The following is a 20,106-nucleotide window of genomic DNA, read 5'->3' on the forward strand; positions in this document are numbered from 1 at the left end:
GCCCTCTAGAGTTTCATGTCCTCTAGGGTGCGTCCCTTGGTTTCCTTGACCATGAAGATCACGAAGAGCAAGGAAAGCAGCGCGAAGACCGCATAAATGCCATAAGCCAGAGCCAAGCCTGCGTCGGCCAGGGCCGGGAAGGTGGTGGAGACAATGAAGTTGGCAATCCACTGGGCTGCAGCAGCCACACCCAGCGCCATGGCGCGGATGGAGTTCGGGAAGATTTCGCCGAGCAATACCCATACGGCCGGGCCCCAAGTGGCGCCGAAGCCGACTACGAACAGATTGGCCGAAACCAGAGCAACGATGCCCCAGTTACCTGGCAGGGATACCGCACCGTCGATGGTGACGGACTGAGCGAAGGCCACTGCCATCATGCCCAAAGACAGGGTCATAATGGCCGAGCCGATGGTCAACAGGAGCTTACGTCCCAGGACGTCGATCAGCAGGACAGCCACGATGGTTGCCACCACGTTGGTCACCGAGGTGATCAGCGAAATGGTGAAAGAGTCCGATTCGGCGAAGCCCACGGACTTCCACAGGGTGGTGGAGTAGTAGAAGATCACGTTAATGCCGACAAACTGCTGGAAGACCGAGAGCAGGATGCCTACCCATACCAGTGGGTGGAAGCCGAAGCGGCCCAGCAGGTCGCTGAACTTCTGGCGGCGTTCCACGTGCACGGTGGCACGGATTTCTTCAATTTTCTTCTCGGCTTCTTCGCCGGCGTTCATGCCCATATCGCGGGTGAGGACGGTAGCTGCTTCAACGAAGCGGCCGCGCTCAACCAAGTAGCGTGGGGATTCTGGAAGGCGCAAGGCCAGCAGTCCGTAGATGGCCGCTGGAACCACCAGAGAAAGGTACATCCAACGCCAAGCTGCCAGACCAAAGAGGCCAATAGCATCGGCGGAGCCCATGACGAAGACCAACAGGGCGCTGACCAAGAAGGCAACAAAGATGCCTAGAACGATGGCCATCTGCTGCATGGTGCCCAGGCGGCCGCGGTGGGCAGCTGGGGATACTTCTGCGATATAGGCAGGGGCGATCACCGAGGCGAAGCCCACGCCGATGCCGCCAACAATGCGCCAGACGATCAGGTCAGCGGCGCTGAAACAGAGACCACAGCCGATGGCCGAGATGATGAGGAGAATGGAAGCGAAGAGCATGGTGCGTACACGCCCCACTCGTTCGGAGACTACACCTGCTATCCACGCGCCCAGTGCTGCGCCGAGGAGGGCGCAGGAAACAGTGAAACCGATAGTTACCGCGTTGAGCCCGAATTCGTGCTCGACAGCGTCCACGGTGCCGTTAACGATTGATGAGTCATATCCAAAAACGAACCCACCTAATGCCGCCCCAAGGGCGATAAAGATGAGTCGCGCGGAGAGTTTTCCGTCTGATGTAGTCGCAGTCACAATCAGCCATGCTATCTGATTTGACTGCGATGAAATTCAGGAATTTTCAGTTTTTGGTGGGAGAACCATCACATTTTGGAAGGAGTCCTTACATGATTCGTTCAGGAGGTACTTCGATGCGACTTCTCTCATGCCTAACCAGCCGGGAGATTGTCCAAAAAAATCGACCGGTGTCGCGAGTTAATTCGCGGCACCGGCCGATGGAAAAAAATTTTTAAAACTCTTAAGACTCCGTGGATTCCTTGGCCAGGTCATTTCCGCGCAACTTGGCTACCGCACGCATCAGGTGGAAGACCACCAAGGTGGCGATTGATCCCAGCGCGATGCCGCCGAGCTTGAACTGACCAAAGGTAATTTCGCTGGTGACCGCGATAGCGATAATCAGCCCGGTGCCAGCAGTCATCAGGTTGATAGGATTGCCAAAATCAACCTTGGATTCAATCCACAAACGGGCGCCAACAATACCGATCATGCCGTACAAGACAATGCCCAAACCACCAATTACGCCCACTGGAATGGTGCCCACCAGCGCACCAAACTTTGGCAAGAAGGCTAAGGCCATGGCCGCAATGGCCGCCACCCAATAGGCCGCGGTGGAGTACACGCGAGATGCCGCCATCACACCAATATTTTCGGCGTAGGTGGTGGTGGCCGAACCGCCACCAAATCCGGCAACAATACTAGCTGCGCCATCGGCCATCAACGCACGGCCGTTGAACTTCGACAGGTCTTTTCCGGTCATCACGCCCACAGTGCGCACGTGCCCAATATTCTCGGCAATCAAGACAAAGACTGCCGGAAGGAACATTAGCGCGGTATCAAGGTGGAAGCTCGGAGTCGTGAACTGGGGCAGGCCAATCCAGTGCGCTTCGCCCACGGCCTTAAAATCAATCTGGCCCTGAAGCAAAGCCACCAAATAACCAAGAACCAAACCCACAAGGATCGACAAGCGCCCCAGCAGCCCCTTGAAGGCAACGGTGGCCAATACCGTGAAAATCACCGTCAGGAACGTGGTGACTGGGAAATCGGTCATTGGGGTCAAGGTTGCGCTGGCCAGGTTCAGGCCAATCAACGCGACAATCGTACCCATCACCACCGGAGGCATCAGCGCGTGGATCCAGCCCGTGCCAGTCACCTGCACAATCAAACCCACCACAAAGAGCAGTGCACCGGTCATCACAATGCCACCAAGGGCACCAGCCATGCTGTGCGACTGGGTGGTCGAGATGACCGGAGCGATCATCGCAAACGATGAGCCCAGGTAGCTGGGGACTTTGTTGTTGGTCATCAACAAGAAGATGATGGTGGCCAAGCCGGTGAACAACAAGGTGGTGGTGACCGGGAAACCGGTCAAGGTGGGCACAAGAATACTTGAGCCGAACATGGCCAGAATATGCTGGGTACCAATGGAGATTGTTTGTGGCCAGTGCAGTCTTTCCTCCGGGGCAACCACCTCGCCTGCCGTGATGGTTTTTCCGTTGCCGTGAATGCTCCAGCTCATACAATCCTCCAGGTTGTGGCCCGCGCGTTTTAGACCGTAGAAAATTCTACTCGGTTCAGTCGCGCTTGATCGAAGAAAGCCACCTCATGCTCAGCCGAACGGACAAAGGACAAGCGCATGCGCTCACGTAATCCCGGATCCGCGAGCTGCCACGCACTGCGCACCATGTTGATGGCCCGCTCGGTAGCGAGGTCAAACTCATCTGATGCATAGGTGCCCAGCCACTGCTTATACGGATGGTCCTCATGATTGGCCGAGGCCAGCCGCTTACCAATGTCTTGGTAAAGCCAATAACACGGCAAGATCGCCGCAATTAGCTCAGCGTAGCTTTGCTTGGATGCCGACAAATGGTTCACGTAGTTCAACGTGGTGGCACTGGGGTTCGCACTACCTTCCACCAGGTAATTACGATGCAGCTGCAGTTCACCTTCAAGAATCTCACTGGCCGAGTGAGCCCAGAAACGCTGCGCCTCAAGATCTGGTGCGAGGGCACTGGCCTCAGCCAATACCTGCGCGTAACGCTGCAGATACAAGGCATCCTGCGCCAAATAGTATCCAAAGTCCGCTGCTTTGAGGGTGCCATCGGCCAGCTGGTTAATGAACTCCAAGTTATCGATGGAGTCGCGTAACCCTTGAATCTGTTGCCACCACTGATCCATCGGATCAACGGTGCCAAAGAAGTCCACAAAGTGGTTTACCGGGCCGTGCCCACTACCCACATGTAGTTCATCGGCAGCGACAATAGCGCGGAAGAGGTAAGCCTTGGCCTGCTCTAGTGCGCTGACCCAGTCTTGGCTCGATGCAAAGATGGTAGCCAAAGCACTGGACAGGGTACATCCGGTGCCATGGGTATTTTTGGTGTGATGGCGCGGGTTACTGAACTCGGCCAGCACGCCCTGGGCAGAGACCAATGCATCGGGGCACACCTCACCATCAAGATGCCCACCCTTAGCTAAGACCAGTGCGTCATGCTTGGCAGCCAGACGCTGGGCTTGCTCAAGAACCTCGGACCACTGGGTAGCGGCCGGCTCACGCAGGAGACTAGCGAGCTCCAACAAATTGGGGGTGATCACCGAAGCACGGTCCAGCAGGGAATCAAGCGCAGCATCATCATCGAGGAGTCGGTCCCCGCTGGTGGCCACCATGACCGGATCAAGAACGACCGGCGCATCCACGGTATCGAGCCAATCATTGACCGCGAGAATGACCTGAGTATTGGCGAGCATGCCAATCTTGATGGCATCAATCTGTACATCTGCGCTCACAGCTTCTAACTGAGCAAGCACAAAGTGCCCATCAATGGCCTGTACAGCGCTCACGCCCTGCGTATTCTGAGCGGTCAAGGCGGTGATTACACACATGCCGTAACCACCATTGGCGGCAATGGCCTTCAGATCCGCCTGAATACCTGCGCCTCCGGAGGGGTCGGAGCCGGCGATAGAGAGAATATTTTTCACTGTGCCGCCGCCCATGCTGCAACGAGCTGCTCGCTGGCAGACTGCGGGTCTTGAGCGTTACAAACGGCTCGGACCACGGCCAGACCATTTCCTCCACCGGCACGGATCGCTTGCGCATCTTGTGCGGTGATTGCACCAATAGCGACACAGGGCAGTTCGGTCAACGATGCTGCCCGAGCAAACCCGTCAAGACCAATTGGGGTGGGATGATCCTTCTTGGTGGGGGTAGCGCGGACCGCACCGACTCCAAGATAGTCAATGACCTCAGCGTCTAGGTTGGCCTGTGCCAACTGTTCATCGGTTGAAGCACTCAACCCGATGATGCCTTCACCGATGATCTGGCGTGCCAGGCGCACTGGGATGTCTTTCTGCCCAATATGAATTCCACTGACAGCCGCACTGGCGGCGCGAGCCGCTAAGAACACGTCAATGCGGTCATTGACCAGTAGCTTCGCTTTGCCTTCGGTCAGTTTGGCCGCAGCACAGGTCAATTCGAAGAATTCGCGGGCGGTCTCATCTTTGGCTCGCAGTTGGATCCATTCGATGCCACCAGCTACTGCACCTTCGATGACTTCCAGGGTGGTGCGTGGGGTGCAGCTGGCGGTGTTGGCTACTAGGTAGGCGCCGATGTTATCCATGGTTCAATTCCTCGTACTTCAAATTCTCTAGTTCTTCAGGTTCCGTAGCAGCTAAAGCATCAAGGAAGGCCACGGCGAAACTTCCCGGCCCCGTGCTTGCAGCCAAGGCCTTTTCTGCGGCTAGGCCATATAAACCATGGGCTGCGATGGCTGCTTCGAAGGGGTCCTCACGGACTGCGAGCATGCCTGCGTTGAAAGCGCCCAGGGCACAGCCGCCACCGGTGATTCTGGTCAGTCCGATGCCGTTGGTGTGCACCAGCACGGTGCGGTTGGTATCGATGATCGCGTCTGCTTCACCGGAGATGGCAACAACGCACTCATGCTCCTTGGCTAGTTCACGCCCGGCGTCCAAGGCGGCCTGCACGGTATCTGCTGCGTCGACGCCACGGCCACTTGAATCCTTGCCTGCAAGGGCCAAGATTTCAGAGGCGTTACCGCGGATCAGGGTTGGATGATGCTGCACGATGCGCCGTGCAAAGTCGGTGCGTACCGGCAATGCACCCACGGCCACCGGGTCTAAGACCCAAGGGGTGCCGGCAGCGCTCGCCGAGAGAACAGCTTCTTCCATGGCCACCATTTGTTCTGTACTTGGTGTGCCCAGATTGACCAGTACTGCAGAAGCGACAGCCGCAAAAGGGCCAGCTTCTCCGGGCAGATCCGTCATCGCTGGTGAAGCACCCGAAGCGAGTAGAACATTGGCGGTGAAATTGGTGACGACAGTATTCGTCAAACAAAAAACCAAGGGGGAGTGTTGCCGATACTTTTGGGCAACGGTAGGCAGAGTCATGCGACATCCCTCCGCTAGCGTGAACTAGATCAGGTTCGACGGGTTTCATCTCAGTCGGCGTCTCCGACACCCCGTGTCACTGATTTAGAGAGTACGCAGAAGGGTTGCCGAGAACAAATCCTCAGCGTTCACGTCGTGCCACCAAAGCCTTGAGGGTGGCGGCATCAACCTGCTGCGCAGCGGCTAACTCCCACAGATGGTCTACCGCTGCCACGAGGTCTTCGTGAGCGTCAACCGGTTCGCTGAGTTCGTTCACTATGGTTCCGGCGCGACGTCTAGAGGAAATGAGCCCTTCGGCTTCTAACTCCTTGTAGGCCCGCGCCACCGTTCCGGCAGCCACACCAAGATCCGTGGCCAGTGCGCGAACTGTGGGCAATTTACTGCCTGCTACCAGTTCCCCGAGATTGATCAGTGAAGCAATCTGCGAACGAATCTGTTCATAGGGTGCGGTGGCCGCCTCAAGATCCACACTGATATGCGTGCTCATGAGGAGATGGATTTCTGAAGCGACTTGGCTACGCCGCCGGCTGGACGTTCAAGGAATATGACCGCGGGCAACAAGAAGATTAGGACTGCGAGAAAATCTAGTCGGACAGGATATTCGTAACCGACCACCAACATCGCAACGATAGCGGCCGTGATGGTCCGCAAGGAGCGAAGCTCGAAGACTCGGCGATACCAAATTTCCTCGTCTGCCGACACCTCCCATGCAATGTTGGCTCTACGCGAGAACCAAACAAATCCTAGGTGCGCAGCGATCAATACGACTACCAACGCAATGACAACAATCTTACTGGGCGCAACGAACCCCCATAAGTAGTCCAGCGGAGGAAAAATCAAGAAGTATACGCTCGTGACGACGAACAATCCGGCACAAATATATGGCCACAGGGGTAGATGTGCAGAATGTTTGGTGGCGGAAGAAATTTGTCGTGATACCGCATTCACATATCCCAGATACAACGCATTGAGGGCAAGATAAAACAGTGCCGCCCCGGTGAGAATCACCAACATCCAGGTTACACGTTCGCCGGTAGGCATCATGTATTCATCAATCTCAGGCAGGGATAGCCAAGTGATGAAAAGGGCAACGAACGTGAGCGTTGCTGTTGCGAACTGCAGTGAGAGTAACTGGTCACGCAGCCTGTTGAACTGTGTTCTCTTCTTTGTCGCGACATTTTCATAATTTGTCGGCGGCTGCCAAAGAAACATGATGACCGAAATTCCCAGCACAGCGTAGTTTGCTGTCGAGTCCAAGGTGCCGCCGATTCGGGACATGCTTTCCATGTAGTCGATACCTGCACCGGACCCATCGATATAGCGCGAGGACTCATGATGAAACCATTGGGCCTTGTAGTGCAGTGCTTCTCCGGCCTGGACCGCGATCGACACCGTAACGGTGCGGTAGAGGCGGTTCAACCAGGTGGTGCGGAGTAGCTGGTTGTTGTGCTGTGAGATGCCCGGCAGTGGTTTGCGCCGAAGAATAACAATGGAAGCGATCACCGCTGCCAATATGAGGAATCCTAGGCTCGCATAGAGGAACGGTAGGACCTCGCCTGCGGCACGCAAACCGTCCTGCGAAGGGCTGCTGGAGTAATAGTCATCGGTGCTGATTTCAAGTTCGGGTACCGGTGCAATGGCTGTGACATCCCGAACCGAGTAGAGGCTCACGCAAGCTAAGACCAGGACGATGAGCAACGTAGCCACTAGCTTCTTGGGTATGGGACTGGTCAAGGAACGTGGGGTGAGGGTCGCGGTGCGTAGCGGTTTTAATTTGCGTGGCCAGGTGTACTGGCTGGCGATATAGATGAAGGCGATCCACACGCCCGGGGTGGCTGCCACTGCAATGCTCACAGTGGTATCGAGACTACTTTGCTCATCAATTGGAACGTTGATGGTATCACTGAACCAATTTGATGAGCTGCTGGCGAAGAAGCCAATGATTGCGCACCAAAACGCATGCTGTCGTGCGCTATTGAGCAAGTTACTGTCATTGGTTGGACCAAGATCCGCAACAAAAAATAAACGATCAGTGCAGCTACCGCAAACGTGCCGAATTGTGATGGCAGAGATTCCATGTATTCCTCCCGAAGACCTTTAATGTATCAAACACTTGATACATAATGAATGCGGAGAGGAATTATTTGATGAAAAACCCTCGGGGTGCCGTACGCTCAAATCATGGGTCTGTTTACTTCCACTCCAATGCCGGAACCTGTTGGCGATTCCGCCCCTCCGGTAGATGAGCATCCGTCGCGTATTGCCACGGTTCTGAACCATCTGCGCCGTTCAGCCGACGCGCGAATTACCCACCCGCGCCGCTTCCGAGTACAGCAACTGCGAGCACTGGAAAAGATGCTGGAAGAGCACCTTGATGACTTCTTGCAGGCACTCAACGACGACCTCGGAAAAAGCCCCACCGAAGCAAAATTTGCGGAGGTTGATGTGGTGCGCGCAGAAATCGACTTTGCGCTGAGGCACCTGGCCGAGTGGATGGACAGTACCGGCGTGAAAGTGCCACTCGCGCTACAACCGGCTATCGCCAAGATTGAACCTCGTCCCTTGGGTGTTGTTTTGATCCTGGGTGCCTGGAACTACCCATTGCAGTTGGTCCTTGCACCGCTGGTGGCGGCCATTGCCGCCGGCAACGCAGCGGTAATCAAACCCTCGGAACTTGCCCCAGCAACCTCGGGAGCCCTAGCGAAGTTCCTTCCCTTGTATCTCGATGAGCGTGTCTTCGCTGTCATTGAAGGAGGCGTAGACACCGCGACCGAACTATTGGCGGCGCGCTGGGATCACATCTTCTACACCGGAAGTGAGCGGGTGGCGAAGATTGTCGCCATGGCGGCAGCTAAGCACCTGACTCCGACCACTTTGGAGCTTGGCGGAAAGTCCCCGGCAGTAGTCGATAACCATTCGCCGGCCACGGCCAAGAGACTGGCCTACGCGAAGTTCATGAATGCAGGACAGACCTGCGTCGCCCCGGACTACATCTTGTGCATCGGTGATGCCGCCCCATTGATCAGTCGTTTGACTCAGGCCATCACCAGTTTCTATGGCAAGGAGCCGATAACCCATCAGGACTTTGGTCGGATTGCCAGCCGTCAGCACTTTGACCGTTTGCTGGCGATGATGGAGCAAGGTGAAGTGGTTGCCGGTGGTGAGTATGACGAAGAGACCCTGCGTATCGCCCCGACCATCATGCGTAATGTCAGTCTGGATGGAACCTTGATGACCGAGGAAATTTTCGGTCCAATACTCCCAATCGTTGAGGTCAAGACCTTCGAAGAAGCCTTGGAATTTATTGCTCAGCGCCCATCTCCACTGGCGGCCTATCTGATGAGTGAGAGTCCTCGGCTGCAGTCGATATTCTCAGATCGGGTTCGTGCTGGAGCGATCGTGCACAACGCTCCGTTGGCGCAAATGGTTATCCCGACCCTCCCATTTGGCGGGGTAGGGGCTAGCGGCACGGGTTCATATCACGGCAAACATGGCTTTGACCGACTTTCGCAGATGCGATCAGAACTCAACAAAACCACGGTGGTCGACACCCTGAGCGCAATTTATCCTCCATATTCGTGGGCTAAGCGAAAGATTATTGATCGCTTACTGTAGCGCGGTTCATAGCTTTATGACTGGTCAGAGTGCTTGGATTGAAAGGTTGGAAATTTCTAAGCATCAGGAGATGTAACGCATGACTGAGCCCGCACCGTCCAAGGACGGCCTGAAGCGTGGCCTCAAAGCTCGCCATATGCAGATGATTGCCATTGGCGGCTCAATTGGTACCGGACTATTCGTCGCGTCCGGCGGCACTATCTCTGAAGCTGGCCCAGGTGGCGCGCTCGTAGCCTACGCTCTCATCGGCATCATGGTGCTGCTACTGATGCAATCCCTTGGCGAAATGAGTGCGCGTCTTCCGGTAGCGGGGTCCTTCCAGACCTACGCCACGGTTTTCGTAAACCGACACTTTGGCTTTGCGATTGGCTGGAACTACTGGTTCAACTGGGCCATCACCGTCGCTGCTGAACTGGTAGCAGCCGGAATCGTGATGTCTTACTGGTTGCCAGACGTCCCGGGTTGGATCTGGGCCGCGGTCTTCCTTGTATTGCTCACCGGACTTAATGCCCTGTCTTCCAAGGCCTTTGGTGAAGGCGAGTACTGGTTGGCGGCCATCAAGGTCGTGACAGTGATTGTCTTCCTAGTGTGTGGTTTCGCGATGATCTTCGGCATCATCGGTGGAACCTCTCCGGGTTTCAGCAACTGGACCGACGGTGAAGCACCGTTTGTCGGTGGCTGGCTTTCCATCGTTTCAGTCTTCATGATCGCTGGTTTCTCATTCCAGGGAACCGAACTGGTTGGTGTGGCTGCTGGTGAAGCGGAAAACCCACAGCGCGATGTTCCGAAGGCCATCAAGACCATCTTCTGGCGCATCATGCTCTTCTACATCGGTGCCATCTTTGTCATCGGTATGTTGATCCCTTATCTGGATCCATCGCTACTTTCATCCGAGGCTTCGGATATTGCGACTTCACCATTCACCTTGGTCTTTGAGCGAGCTGGCATTGCCTTCGCTGCGGCCCTGATGAATGCAGTGATCCTCTCTGCGATCCTCTCGGCCGGTAACTCTGGCCTATATGCCTCCGCGCGTATGCTTTACTCGATGGCGAAAGACGGTAAGGCACCGAAGATCTTTGGTCGCCTCAACAAGCGCGGAGTACCCGTACCAGCCATGCTGTTGACCGCCTCGGTAGGACTCTTTGGGTTCCTGACGGCGATTATCGGACAGGGTGAAGCCTATACCTGGCTGCTGAATGTATCCGGGCTATCAGGGTTTATTGCTTGGGTTGGTATTGCGGTGAGCCATTACAAGTTCCGTAAGGCATATATAGCCAGCGGCCAGAGTCTTGCTGATCTGCCGTACAAGGCTCCATTGTTCCCACTGGGCCCCATCCTCGCCTTTGCCATCCTGTTGGTTGTTATCGCCGGTCAGAATTATCAGGCGGTGCTGGACGGCAACCTGCTGCAGATGGCCTCAAGCTATATCGGTCTTCCGATCTTCCTCTTGCTGTGGCTGTGCCACTGGTTGGTTACTCGCAAGCAGCCAACCGAGGTTATCGACCCATGGACTGCGAAGTTGAACTAGCGTTTTCTTGTGCCCCTAGGCCGGCAGGACCCATTGTGATTTTGGGACCTGTCGGCCTTGCTGTACTTGGGGTTGTGGATTGATGTCAAAACCGTACTGAAAATGGTACGCTTTTGGCGGAGGTGTCGAAATGCGCGGATACAGATATGACTTGTGGGAGATTGCCTCAGAACGTCATGGCGTGGTGACCATTCCAGAGGCTGAGGACGCAGGAGTTCCTGCCGTGGAGGTGCGTAAACTTGCACACCGAGGCGCCCTTCGCGCCTACGGCAAAGGTGTCTATGTCCATCTGGGTGTGCCAATGACCGAATTCACCCAAGTGGCAGTAGCACTAGCATTGGCTGGAAATGGAGCATTTCTGCATCGTGAGGCTGTCTTTGACCTGCTGGGCCTAGGGCAGTTCAACCCGCATCGCATTAGGGTGGCGACCCGCCGTAGGGTGCGCCGGTCCCTCCCCGAATGGGTCGAGTTGGAGATGCGTCCGGAAGTACCAGACGGTGACGTAACGCGGTATGAAGGGGTGCCAGCGACAACCGTCCGACGGGCTCTGGAAGATATTCGAGACAGCGTGCCATTGGAACGTTGGAAGGCATTGGCTGACCAAGCTTATCGTCGTGAATTGCTAGATGATCGCGATATGCGCGGGCTTAGTCAATGGTGGCAACTAGCATGATTCCCGTTGCTCCAGCACTGACCATCGCGCAACTGAACGCCAGGATGGAGGAAGCCTCTCAAAAACTGGGGGTTCCCATTGCACGCGTGCGTCGAATGCTGTGTACGCTCATAATTTCTCAGATGTTGCCTGACGCGGTTGCCGTCAAAGGCGGCATGGGAATCAAGCTGCGCCTAGGGGAAAGCGGTACACGAGCTACCGCAGATTTAGATGTTTCTACTAAGGAACGTGGTGAAGTCTTTGAATCAGCATTTCGTGAGCGGCTGGCAAAAGGTTGGGGAACTGTTCCCGCGTCAAAGGGCGCACTGCGTAAAAACCCTGCTGCGCCAGACCGGGTAGCGTTCACCGCCACAGTTAAGAAACAACGTCGGCATGACCCTGGGCTTACTCATCCCCAGTATGTGATTCACCCATACAGGGTTACGTTAGCCTTTCTCGGTAGCACGTGGGCCGGGCTAGATGTTGAGGTGTCTGATCCAGAGATCGAACCGCATGCCCATAGTCGGCTCGTCCTAGACGGTGAGCTTATCGAACTTGGCGCATATTTTGGTTTTGGTGATTTAGTGCCGGTAGAGCTGGTCGATCTGGAATTCCAGATTGCACAGAAAATTCATGCAGTAACTGACCCCGCTTATAACCGTGCCCATGATCTCGTGGATTTACAGCTCCTGTGTAGTGTCGACCCTGATTTGTCTGAAGTTCACAAATTTAGCGTGCGCACGTTTGATTTTCGGTGTTCTCAGAAGTGGCCACCAATACCATTGCGTGCAATGGATGGCTGGGACATTCCGTATAGCGAGGCTCGCAAGGAGACGCAAGTTCGTGGTGAATCACTAGTACTTCCAAGCATCGACGCAGCCCGTAAGTGGCTCACAAAATTGATCATGGATATTGATGATTCAACGCCGAGTAGGTCAAACAATCAGTAACCATAATGTCCAGGTCTGACCGAGCGTCAGCTGGAGTCTATTGTCTTTCGACATGGGAAGAAAAGGTTGGGGAACTGTGCCGGCCGGCCATGCATGCTGAATCTGGCTAAACTGCCGCATACGCACTGTAGCCCGAAGGCTCGCTGGACGGCATCATCGAGTTATTAGCCTAGTGATTACTGTCTATCCACTGTTTGGAGTGGTGAACCGATCGAAAGGCAGTAGTGGCCCAGCCGCGGATATATTCTCCGCAACTAGGCCACTGAAGGATTGTGAATCTTTGACTTAGGCCAGCGCGGCGTCAACAATCACCCGAGCTTCTGCGAGCACTTGCTGCAGATGTTCGGGTGATTTTGTTGATTCTGCATAAATTTTGTAGATGTCCTCGGTACCCGAGGGGCGGGCAGCGAACCATGCGTGCTCGCTCGAGACCTTCAAGCCACCAATGGCGAAACCAGCTGCTTCGGTCACCTTCGCGGTGATCGTATCGCCAGCCAATTCGGTGGCAGAGACCATCGAAGGATCCAACTTTGCCAGTACTGACTTCTGCTCGCGATTAGCCGGAGCATCAAAGCGGTCATAGAAGCTAGAGCCGTGGCGCTCGACTAATTGGGCGTGCAACTGGCTTGGACTCTTGCCGGTCACAGCGCGCATCTCGCTAGCCAGCAGGGCCAGCATCAGACCGTCTTTATCAGTGCTGAAGGCCTTGCCGCTGAAATCTAAGAAACTAGCACCAGCAGACTCTTCACCGCAGAATGCCACCTTGCCCGAGGCTAGTGGTTCAACGAAGTATTTAAAGCCCACCGGCACCTCACGCAGGGTACGGCCATGGGAAGCCACCACCTTGTCGATGAGTACCGAAGAGACTAAGGTCTTGCCGATCTGCGCATCTGCTGGCCAATTCTCACGATGGGTCAGCAGGTAGTCGATAGCTACCGCCAGGAAGTGGTTGGGGTTCATCAAGCCCGCGTCCGGGGTGACGATACCGTGACGGTCAGCATCCGCGTCATTGCCGGTGGCAATGTCGTATTTTTCGCGATTTGCTACCAAGGATGCCATGGCATGAGCCGAGGAACAGTCCATGCGGATCTTGCCGTCTTTATCTAGGGTCATGAAGCCGAAGCGCGGATCAACATTCTCGTTGACTACTTCTAGATTCAATCCGTACCGGCGTCCGATTTCGCCCCAGTAATGTACCGAAGCACCACCCAATGGATCAGCCCCGATAGAGATGCCCGATTCTGCAATGGCCTTAAAGTCGATGACTTCAGCTAGGTCGGTAATGTAGAGCTCGCGGAAGTCGAACGGCTTGGCGTTAGCTTGGCTTCTCTTGATCTGCCCGCTGGCCAACAGTTCGTTGGCACGCGCTGCGATGGGTCCGGTGATCTCAGATTCTGCTGGGCCACCATGCGGAGGATTGTACTTAATGCCTCCGTCCGTTGGTGGGTTGTGCGATGGGGTGATGATCAGTCCATCGGCCTGGTCCTTGCCACGGGCGTTGTGGACCAAGATTGCGTGGCTCACCGCAGGGGTAGGCGTCAGGCCGTCTTCGGCTAATACCTCGATGTTATTTCCAGCCAGTACCTCAAGTGCGGTTTGGTAGGCCGGTTCGGAGAGTGCGTGGCTGTCCTTGCCCACGTACATTGGACCGGTGATCCCGGCAGCTACACGGTAGTCCACCACGGCTTGGGTGATAGCGGCGATATGAGCTTCGTTAAAGGTGCCGTTGAGCGAGGTGCCACGGTGCCCAGAAGTGCCAAAAATGACTGCCTGGTCTGGGTTGTTAGTGGAGGGTGTGATGTCGCTGTAGGCGTCGAGCACCTCCTGAAGATTAATCAGGTCGGATTCGTTAGCTGGTTGGCCAGCTCGAAGATGTGCCACAGATTGCCTCTCAGGTTGATGCGCTTTATGCGAATTCATAGAAGAATAGTAGGTGATGAGCTACTACCAGTATCCGCAATATCCCTACCAGCCACCTCGAGAGTCCACCGGATTGTCCGTGGCTTCCTTAGTGCTGGGCATCTTATCGATGTTGGGCTTTGCTGCTATTATCCTCGTTCCGCTGGCCGGAGTCATTACAGGACACATGGCCTACCGTCGTGAACCGCAATCTAGAGGGTTGGCTTTAGCTGGACTCATCACCTCATGGTTCGGATTAGCCCTAGCCATCCTCGCTTACGCGGCAATGATCTGGTTTATCTGGTTCATCGGTTCCGAGTACGGAAGCTATTCCTATGACGAGAACATGACCTACTCGTAAATAGACCAAGCCATGCTATATTATCGATAATCGTTGTTAACGAATATCGATAGGTTTGTTGTGAGCATACTATTTCCATCGCTGCTGATACTTTGCTTGCTTGGGGTGCTGGTCGTTCTCGGAATTGCTTACGCATTGCGCGGCAGGGCATCCAGCGCGGGCGGGGTTCTCGCCTTCACCAGGGTCATCGCCTGGATCGGTCTGATCCTGATCAGTGGTTCGGCGCTCATTGGCATCGTGACCGCGCTTGCCAATGGGGAGATGAACGTCCAGGTGCCGGTTGAGCCCTACTGGCCGCAGTATCCTTCGGTCATAAGCGTCACTCCTGACCATGCGGGAACCGTACACAGCGAAATCACGACGGTCTCGGTCACCGCAACGAACCTGAGCTTTGCAACGCGCGGACTGTTGGCCGCAGGCATGCTGGTCTCCGGGCTGGCCGCGGTCGCGGTGCTGGCGGCGGTCATCACCCTGTGCAACAAACTTATTTCCGCCAAGCCGTTCAGTGGCTCCCTGCTGCGAATGGGCAGGCTCTCCGCTGGGGCTCTGGCCTTTGGAACCCTGCTCGGCCAGACGCTTACCGGTATTGGCGCTTACCGGGTCGGCGAAGAAGCACTGAGGGTCGACGGGTATGCAAGTGTAGGCGAGCAAGAATTCCCCGGTTCCTCGCCCTGGCCGGAGCTGACCTTCTCCATCAACTATGAATTTGGGCCGTTGTTCATGGCTCTGGCCATTTTAGTTGTGGTTGAGCTGGTGAATGCTGGAATGCGCTTGGCTCGGCAGAACGAGCGGTTGAAACACGATACCGACGGATTGGTGTAGCTGGTGGAACTTCGCGGCGTACACTGCCGACTAACTGAACTGCTTGCCGAACGCGAAATGACTGTGACTCAGTTGAGCGAGATAGTCGGCGTGTCGGTGGTGAACCTTTCGGTCCTCAAAAACGACCGCGCAAAGGCAATCCGTTTCAGCACTCTAGTCGCCATTTGCCATGCGTTGGGTTGCGAGATCGGCGACCTGCTGGTGCTTCGTTAAAACCGCGGCGCGGACCTTCGCTAAGAAGATCCGCGCCTCAGTGTCGTCGTGCTCAGTTTAGTGAATTGAACCCATCAACTTCTTCAATGCTGGAGTTGCAGCCATCATGGCTACACCCAGAACGACGGCGGTGCCACCCATGGCGATGAAGTAAGGAATCTCGTTGCCCGGAGTGTAGTAGCCGGCGAGCACACCCGAAAGGGTGGTGCCTAGGGATACCGACAGGAAGAACAGCGCAATCATCTGGGTACCAAATGCGGCCGGAGCCAGCTTGGTGGCAATGGCCTGGCCTACTGGCGAGAGCAGTAGCTCAGCAAAGGTGCACAGCAGCAAGATGCCCACCAAGGCTAGTAGTGGGGTCTTGGGGAAGGATTCCAGCGGAATGAAGCACAGGAAAGCCGCGCCAACGATCACCAGTGAAAGCCCGAACTTCAGGGAAGTGCGTGGCTGACGCTTGCCCAACTTGGTCCACATGGCGGCAAATACACCGGCAAAGATGATGATGAAGACTGGATTGATCGAGGTCACCCAGCTTGGTGGCATTTCCCAGTTACCTAGGTGGCGGTCCAAACGCTGATCTGAGTATGCAGCAATGAAGGTGAACTGCTGCTGGAACAGCGCCCAGAATGCTGCTGAGCCGATGTAGAACGGAATGAAGGCCCAGACCTGCTTGCGTTCCGTGGCGTTGACCTTCTTACTACGCAAGATCAGTGCAAAGTAAATGACAGAAGCAACAATCACCACGTAAGCGATGGTTTTTGCCAGATTCTCTGGGGTGACGATCTTGGTGGCAAAGGCAGCAATGATGATCACCAGGACGGCAGCAAAGATGAAGACGTAGCGCTTGCGCTCGGCAGCTGGCAATGGGTTATTAGGGATATTGCCACCAGCAGGTAGCTTCTTACGTCCCGCTGCGTAGATGCTTAGACCGATACCCATACCAATGGCGGCGGCACCAAAACCGATGTGGAAACCGTAGGTCACCTGCAGCCAGCCGGTGAGCAGTGGGCCGATCAGGCCACCGATGTTCACGCCCATGTAGAACAGGGAGAATCCAGCATCAATGCGAGGATCATCCTTGGCGTAGAGTGATCCAACCAGTGCCACAGCATTAGCCTTGAGGCCACCTGAACCCACGGCAACGAGGATCAGGCCAATGATCAAACCAATGTAACCAGGCAGCAACGCCAAGCCGATGTGGCCGAGCATGATGGCGATGGCCGAGAAAAACAGTACGCGTTCGGAACCAAAGAGTCGGTCCGAGAGCCACGCACCCAAAATAGTGGAGAGGTATACGGCGCCACCGTAGGCACCCACCAAGGACAGGGCTAGGCCCTGATCCATACCCAAGCCACCGTCGGTGACCGAGTAGTACATGTAATAAGCCAGCAAACCCTGCATGCCGTAGAAGGAGAATCGCTCCCACATTTCTACGCTGAAGAGGTTTGCGAGCGCACCGGGGTGACCGAAGAAGGTCCTTCCGGTGTTAGAAGTGCTCGTTGTTGCAGTAGACATACGTAATATTTTTCGCTTTTGCCTACTCGAGTACCTACTTATATGGGAAAGTTCACACCTGCATCTGGGCTGCTAACGCAAGCAACAGTCCTTCGTCAGATCGCGGAGAAATCAGCTGAATACTCATTGGTAACCCATCCTCGGTGGTCGTGACCGGAATGGTGATGGCAGCAACTGAGGCGACGTTCACCATCGAGGTATAGGGGGTGTACTGGCACTGCAACATATAATCGTGATCCGCGGTGGATTGTGTATAGTGCCCGATCAGCGGTGGAATGCTCGCCATGGCCGGAGTAGCGATCACGTCGTAGGCGGACCATTGCCGCACAAAATCAGCTGCGATCTGCTTCAGTCGTGAACCCGCCTGCAGATTCTGCTCCAGCGTCCGTCCTGCAGCCCGGCGCCTAAAGTCCCTCGCCAATTCACCGAGCAAAGACTCGTCATTCACCGGGACGTCCTTGAGCCCATTGGTCCACACCGTGGCAAAAGTTTGCGGATAGTCCGTTGCGTACTCCAGCTGCGCAGGCTGTACCCGATGGCGCTGGCCTCCTAGTATTTCCAGACCCCGCTCAAAGGCGGTACGGGCCTCGACAGAGAGCGAAATATCGTACACAGATTCAAAGGGGGAGTGAGCGCTGAAGCCAATGTTCAGATCGGTCAATCTCTGTGGGTAGCTACCTTGTAACAGCGGCAGATAGTGATCCTTGCCCCGCATGGCATCCAATAACAGCGCAGCATCCAACGCATCGTGGGCCAACGGACCAGAGACCGCGAGTTTCGGTGCACCGAGTGGATCAACATACCCGTCCAACACGTCTGAGGGAACTCGCCCCAACGATGGCTTGAGCCCAATGAGCCCACAGGCAGCGGCCGGGATACGTACCGAGCCACCACCATCGGAGCCTGGACCCAGCGGAATCAGTCCGGCAGCTACTGCCGCTGCCTGCCCACCCGATGAACCACCAGAAGAACGTTTCAGATCAAAGGGGTTTCGAGATGGTGGGTTAACCAGGTTTTCCGAATGGCTACTGAGCCCAAATTCTGGGACCTGCGTCTTACCCAGAATCACCACACCTTCGGCGCGCAAGCGTTCCACGAGCGAATGATCGCGTGTGGCTACCGGATGATCTATTGCGGCCGAGCCATATGTCGTGGGCATCCCAGTAACGTCGTTAAGGTCTTTGAACGCCGTCGGTAGGCCATGCAGGCGGCCGGTCTCAGAGCGCACCTGCGCCTCATCGGCAGCGGCGGCCGCTGCCATCGCATCGTCTGCCACGTGCACAAAGGCGCCCAAGTCCTGATGCTGCTCAATGCGGTTCAGGTAGTGCTCGGTGAGCTCGCGGCTTGAAATCTCGCCACGGGCTAGGTCGTCTCGCAATTTCAAGGCGCTGGTGGGAAACATGTCAGCTTTCGACGCAGGAAATGACTAGTCTTATTAAGCAAACACCCTAAAAGTGAGGAATGCTAGCCATGAGCGATTTTGAGACTGTTTCGGTCAACGATGTCCCGAAGGATGCCTTCATCCTTGACGTGCGTGAAGACTTCGAGTGGGAAGCTGGCCACGCTACCGGTGCTACGCATATCGTGCTGGGTACTTTGCCGGAGCGTGTTGGCGAGTTGGACCCAGACATGGACACCTACGTGATCTGCCGTACCGGTGGGCGTTCTGCTCAGGCTGCCTCATGGCTGACTGGAATGGGCTACACCGCCTTCAACATTGCCGGTGGATCCGATTCGTGGATTGAAGCCGGACTACCAATGGAATCGGAGAACGGGCAGGAGCCTACCGTCCGATGAAATACGCCTATCTGGGACCTGCTGGCACCTTTACTGAGTCGGCGCTACTGCAGGTTCCCGGGGCTGTGGACGCACAGCGTATCCCTGCAACTAATGTGAACGTTGCACTGTCCATGGTGCGTGAAGGCAGTGTTGATGCCGCCATGGTGCCCATTGAGAATTCGGTGGAAGGTGGCGTTTCCGCCACCTTAGATGCCATCGCTCAGGGCCAAGCCCTGCAGATCATTGCAGAGATTCTTGTGCCCATCAGCTTTGTTTTGGCGGTACGCCCTGGCATTACCTCGCTGGACCAGATCCAATTGATCTCCACCCACGGGCATGCGTGGGCTCAATGTCGGTTGTGGGCCGAAGCGAGTATCCCTGCTGCCGTATTCACCCCGGCCTCATCCACCGCAGCCGCAGCAGTGGCCCTGACGGAGAATGAGCCGCAGCATGACGCCGCGATCTGCAACCCGCTGGTAGCTGAAGAACGCGGACTGAACGTGCTGGTGCGCGGCGTGGAAGACAACATTGGTGCGGTCACCCGCTTCATTCTGGTGACCCGTCCGGGAAAGATTCCAGCGCCCAGTGGCGTGGATAAATCAACCTTGATCCTGCCGTTGCCACAGGACCGTCCCGGTGCACTGATGGAGATTCTTGAGCAATTCAGCGCTCGCGGAGTCAACCTTTCACGCATCGAATCACGACCCACAGGAGAAGGCTTAGGCCAGTACTTCTTCTCCGTGGATTTCGAAGGACACATCGCTGATGAACGCGTAGCAGCGGCCCTCTCTGGGTTGCACCGCGTATCCCCAGAATTACGCTTCCTCGGTTCCTACCCGGCTGCCCAGGGTGTTGAACCATTTGTAGATACGCATAATTCCGATGCCGCGTTCAGCGATGCCCGCGCCTGGGTGAAATCGCTGCGCGATCGACTGTAGCTTCAACGCAGAAGGCTCTGCTGATCCTCATGGACCAGC

20 protein-coding genes and 1 riboswitch are annotated in these 20,106 nt (G+C 55.8%); of the genes, 10 read left to right on the forward strand and 10 right to left on the reverse strand.

All coding sequences use genetic code 11. The features are described 5' to 3' along the window. Positions 1-5 precede the first annotated feature (5 nt). From QMQ05_RS00335 to QMQ05_RS00365, 7 genes are all read right to left on the reverse strand, one after another. Entirely contained in the window at positions 6-1,412 is a 1,407-nt protein-coding gene (locus QMQ05_RS00335; protein ID WP_345472065.1) for a sugar porter family MFS transporter, read from the reverse strand. Between the two features lie 223 nt (positions 1,413-1,635). Beyond that, positions 1,636-2,913 carry a uracil-xanthine permease family protein gene (locus QMQ05_RS00340; RefSeq protein ID WP_345472066.1) on the reverse strand — a complete coding sequence of 426 codons (1,278 nt, stop codon included), beginning with the start codon at positions 2,911-2,913 and terminating at the stop codon, positions 1,636-1,638. 29 nt (positions 2,914-2,942) lie between these two features. Continuing rightward, the gene (thiD, locus tag QMQ05_RS00345) at positions 2,943-4,385 is read right to left on the reverse strand and encodes a bifunctional hydroxymethylpyrimidine kinase/phosphomethylpyrimidine kinase (protein ID WP_345472068.1); all 1,443 of its coding nucleotides are present in this window, start codon (positions 4,383-4,385) and stop codon (positions 2,943-2,945) included. Then, positions 4,367-5,008 (reverse strand): thiamine phosphate synthase, encoded by a 642-nt coding sequence (gene thiE / locus QMQ05_RS00350; RefSeq protein WP_345472070.1) that lies wholly within the window; start codon positions 5,006-5,008, stop codon positions 4,367-4,369. Before thiE ends, thiD begins: the two co-directional genes overlap by 19 nt. Further along, on the reverse strand, positions 5,001-5,795 hold the full coding sequence (gene thiM / locus QMQ05_RS00355; RefSeq protein ID WP_345472072.1) for a hydroxyethylthiazole kinase: 795 nt from the start codon (positions 5,793-5,795) through the stop codon (positions 5,001-5,003). Before thiM ends, thiE begins: the two co-directional genes overlap by 8 nt. Next, a riboswitch (TPP riboswitch) is annotated at positions 5,785-5,879 on the reverse strand. (Overlaps the previous gene by 11 nt.) Before the next feature lie 37 nt (positions 5,880-5,916). Next, positions 5,917-6,282 (reverse strand): GntR family transcriptional regulator, encoded by a 366-nt coding sequence (locus QMQ05_RS00360; protein WP_345472074.1) that lies wholly within the window; start codon positions 6,280-6,282, stop codon positions 5,917-5,919. Next, a complete protein-coding gene (locus QMQ05_RS00365) occupies positions 6,279-7,649 on the reverse strand; it encodes a hypothetical protein (protein WP_345472076.1) in 1,371 nt (456 codons plus the stop codon). Before QMQ05_RS00365 ends, QMQ05_RS00360 begins: the two co-directional genes overlap by 4 nt. A gap of 174 nt (positions 7,650-7,823) precedes the next feature. On the opposite strand from QMQ05_RS00365, the gene QMQ05_RS16935 reads away from it, so the two are divergent. From QMQ05_RS16935 to QMQ05_RS00385, 5 genes are all read left to right on the forward strand, one after another. After that, a complete protein-coding gene (locus tag QMQ05_RS16935) occupies positions 7,824-7,919 on the forward strand; it encodes a glutamate-cysteine ligase family protein (protein ID WP_350340392.1) in 96 nt (31 codons plus the stop codon). 57 nt (positions 7,920-7,976) lie between these two features. Continuing rightward, a complete protein-coding gene (locus tag QMQ05_RS00370; RefSeq protein ID WP_345472078.1) occupies positions 7,977-9,410 on the forward strand; it encodes an aldehyde dehydrogenase family protein in 1,434 nt (477 codons plus the stop codon). A 79-nt stretch (positions 9,411-9,489) separates the two neighbouring features. Beyond that, positions 9,490-10,938, forward strand: coding sequence for an amino acid permease (locus QMQ05_RS00375; RefSeq protein WP_345472080.1), 1,449 nt, complete (start codon positions 9,490-9,492; stop codon positions 10,936-10,938). Between the two features lie 130 nt (positions 10,939-11,068). Further along, positions 11,069-11,611 (forward strand): type IV toxin-antitoxin system AbiEi family antitoxin domain-containing protein, encoded by a 543-nt coding sequence (locus tag QMQ05_RS00380; protein WP_345472082.1) that lies wholly within the window; start codon positions 11,069-11,071, stop codon positions 11,609-11,611. Further along, complete coding sequence (locus QMQ05_RS00385; RefSeq protein ID WP_345472084.1) at positions 11,608-12,540, forward strand: nucleotidyl transferase AbiEii/AbiGii toxin family protein; 933 nt, start codon at positions 11,608-11,610, stop codon at positions 12,538-12,540. Before QMQ05_RS00380 ends, QMQ05_RS00385 begins: the two co-directional genes overlap by 4 nt. 285 nt (positions 12,541-12,825) lie before the next feature. Here QMQ05_RS00385 and pgm read toward each other — a convergent pair whose 3' ends face one another. Beyond that, the gene (gene pgm / locus QMQ05_RS00390; RefSeq protein ID WP_434063162.1) at positions 12,826-14,460 is read right to left on the reverse strand and encodes a phosphoglucomutase (alpha-D-glucose-1,6-bisphosphate-dependent); all 1,635 of its coding nucleotides are present in this window, start codon (positions 14,458-14,460) and stop codon (positions 12,826-12,828) included. A gap of 16 nt (positions 14,461-14,476) precedes the next feature. On the opposite strand from pgm, the gene QMQ05_RS00395 reads away from it, so the two are divergent. From QMQ05_RS00395 to QMQ05_RS00405, 3 genes are read left to right on the forward strand one after another with little or no spacing between them, the layout of a single operon-like run. After that, a complete protein-coding gene (locus tag QMQ05_RS00395) occupies positions 14,477-14,800 on the forward strand; it encodes a DUF4190 domain-containing protein (RefSeq protein ID WP_058256651.1) in 324 nt (107 codons plus the stop codon). A 60-nt stretch (positions 14,801-14,860) separates the two neighbouring features. After that, positions 14,861-15,622: a hypothetical protein gene (locus QMQ05_RS00400; RefSeq protein WP_345472087.1), complete on the forward strand. Its 762-nt coding sequence runs from the start codon at positions 14,861-14,863 to the stop codon at positions 15,620-15,622. Continuing rightward, positions 15,623-15,835 carry a helix-turn-helix domain-containing protein gene (locus tag QMQ05_RS00405; RefSeq protein WP_345474582.1) on the forward strand — a complete coding sequence of 71 codons (213 nt, stop codon included), beginning with the start codon at positions 15,623-15,625 and terminating at the stop codon, positions 15,833-15,835. It abuts the gene before it with no gap. A gap of 57 nt (positions 15,836-15,892) precedes the next feature. Here QMQ05_RS00405 and QMQ05_RS00410 read toward each other — a convergent pair whose 3' ends face one another. Next, positions 15,893-17,350, reverse strand: a complete 1,458-nt coding sequence (locus QMQ05_RS00410) for a peptide MFS transporter (protein WP_345472088.1) — start codon at positions 17,348-17,350, stop codon at positions 15,893-15,895. 52 nt (positions 17,351-17,402) lie between these two features. Further along, on the reverse strand, positions 17,403-18,752 hold the full coding sequence (locus tag QMQ05_RS00415) for an amidase (protein WP_345472090.1): 1,350 nt from the start codon (positions 18,750-18,752) through the stop codon (positions 17,403-17,405). Between the two features lie 68 nt (positions 18,753-18,820). On the opposite strand from QMQ05_RS00415, the gene QMQ05_RS00420 reads away from it, so the two are divergent. After that, entirely contained in the window at positions 18,821-19,147 is a 327-nt protein-coding gene (locus QMQ05_RS00420) for a rhodanese-like domain-containing protein (protein WP_345472092.1), read from the forward strand. Continuing rightward, complete coding sequence (gene pheA, locus QMQ05_RS00425) at positions 19,144-20,067, forward strand: prephenate dehydratase (protein WP_345472093.1); 924 nt, start codon at positions 19,144-19,146, stop codon at positions 20,065-20,067. The genes QMQ05_RS00420 and pheA overlap by 4 nt, the downstream gene beginning before the upstream one ends. Positions 20,068-20,106: the final 39 nt, after the last annotated feature.

Source organism: Glutamicibacter sp. B1 (genome assembly GCF_039602135.1).
Lineage (GTDB): Bacteria > Actinomycetota > Actinomycetes > Actinomycetales > Micrococcaceae > Glutamicibacter > Glutamicibacter ectropisis.

Excerpts from the sequence above, each read along its gene's own strand:
- QMQ05_RS00340 (WP_345472066.1), bottom strand. The coding sequence starts at position 2,913 with ATGAGCTGGAGCATTCACGGCAACGGAAAAACCATCACGGCAGGCGAG.
- thiD (WP_345472068.1), bottom strand. The coding sequence starts at position 4,385 with ATGGGCGGCGGCACAGTGAAAAATATTCTCTCTATCGCCGGCTCCGAC.
- thiE (WP_345472070.1), bottom strand. The coding sequence starts at position 5,008 with ATGGATAACATCGGCGCCTACCTAGTAGCCAACACCGCCAGCTGCACC.
- thiM (WP_345472072.1), bottom strand. The coding sequence starts at position 5,795 with ATGACTCTGCCTACCGTTGCCCAAAAGTATCGGCAACACTCCCCCTTG.
- QMQ05_RS00360 (WP_345472074.1), bottom strand. The coding sequence starts at position 6,282 with ATGAGCACGCATATCAGTGTGGATCTTGAGGCGGCCACCGCACCCTAT.
- QMQ05_RS00370 (WP_345472078.1), top strand. The coding sequence starts at position 7,977 with ATGGGTCTGTTTACTTCCACTCCAATGCCGGAACCTGTTGGCGATTCC.
- QMQ05_RS00375 (WP_345472080.1), top strand. The coding sequence starts at position 9,490 with ATGACTGAGCCCGCACCGTCCAAGGACGGCCTGAAGCGTGGCCTCAAA.
- QMQ05_RS00380 (WP_345472082.1), top strand. The coding sequence starts at position 11,069 with ATGCGCGGATACAGATATGACTTGTGGGAGATTGCCTCAGAACGTCAT.
- QMQ05_RS00385 (WP_345472084.1), top strand. The coding sequence starts at position 11,608 with ATGATTCCCGTTGCTCCAGCACTGACCATCGCGCAACTGAACGCCAGG.
- pgm (WP_434063162.1), bottom strand. The coding sequence starts at position 14,460 with ATGAATTCGCATAAAGCGCATCAACCTGAGAGGCAATCTGTGGCACAT.
- QMQ05_RS00395 (WP_058256651.1), top strand. The coding sequence starts at position 14,477 with ATGAGCTACTACCAGTATCCGCAATATCCCTACCAGCCACCTCGAGAG.
- QMQ05_RS00410 (WP_345472088.1), bottom strand. The coding sequence starts at position 17,350 with ATGTCTACTGCAACAACGAGCACTTCTAACACCGGAAGGACCTTCTTC.
- QMQ05_RS00415 (WP_345472090.1), bottom strand. The coding sequence starts at position 18,752 with ATGTTTCCCACCAGCGCCTTGAAATTGCGAGACGACCTAGCCCGTGGC.
- QMQ05_RS00420 (WP_345472092.1), top strand. The coding sequence starts at position 18,821 with ATGAGCGATTTTGAGACTGTTTCGGTCAACGATGTCCCGAAGGATGCC.
- pheA (WP_345472093.1), top strand. The coding sequence starts at position 19,144 with ATGAAATACGCCTATCTGGGACCTGCTGGCACCTTTACTGAGTCGGCG.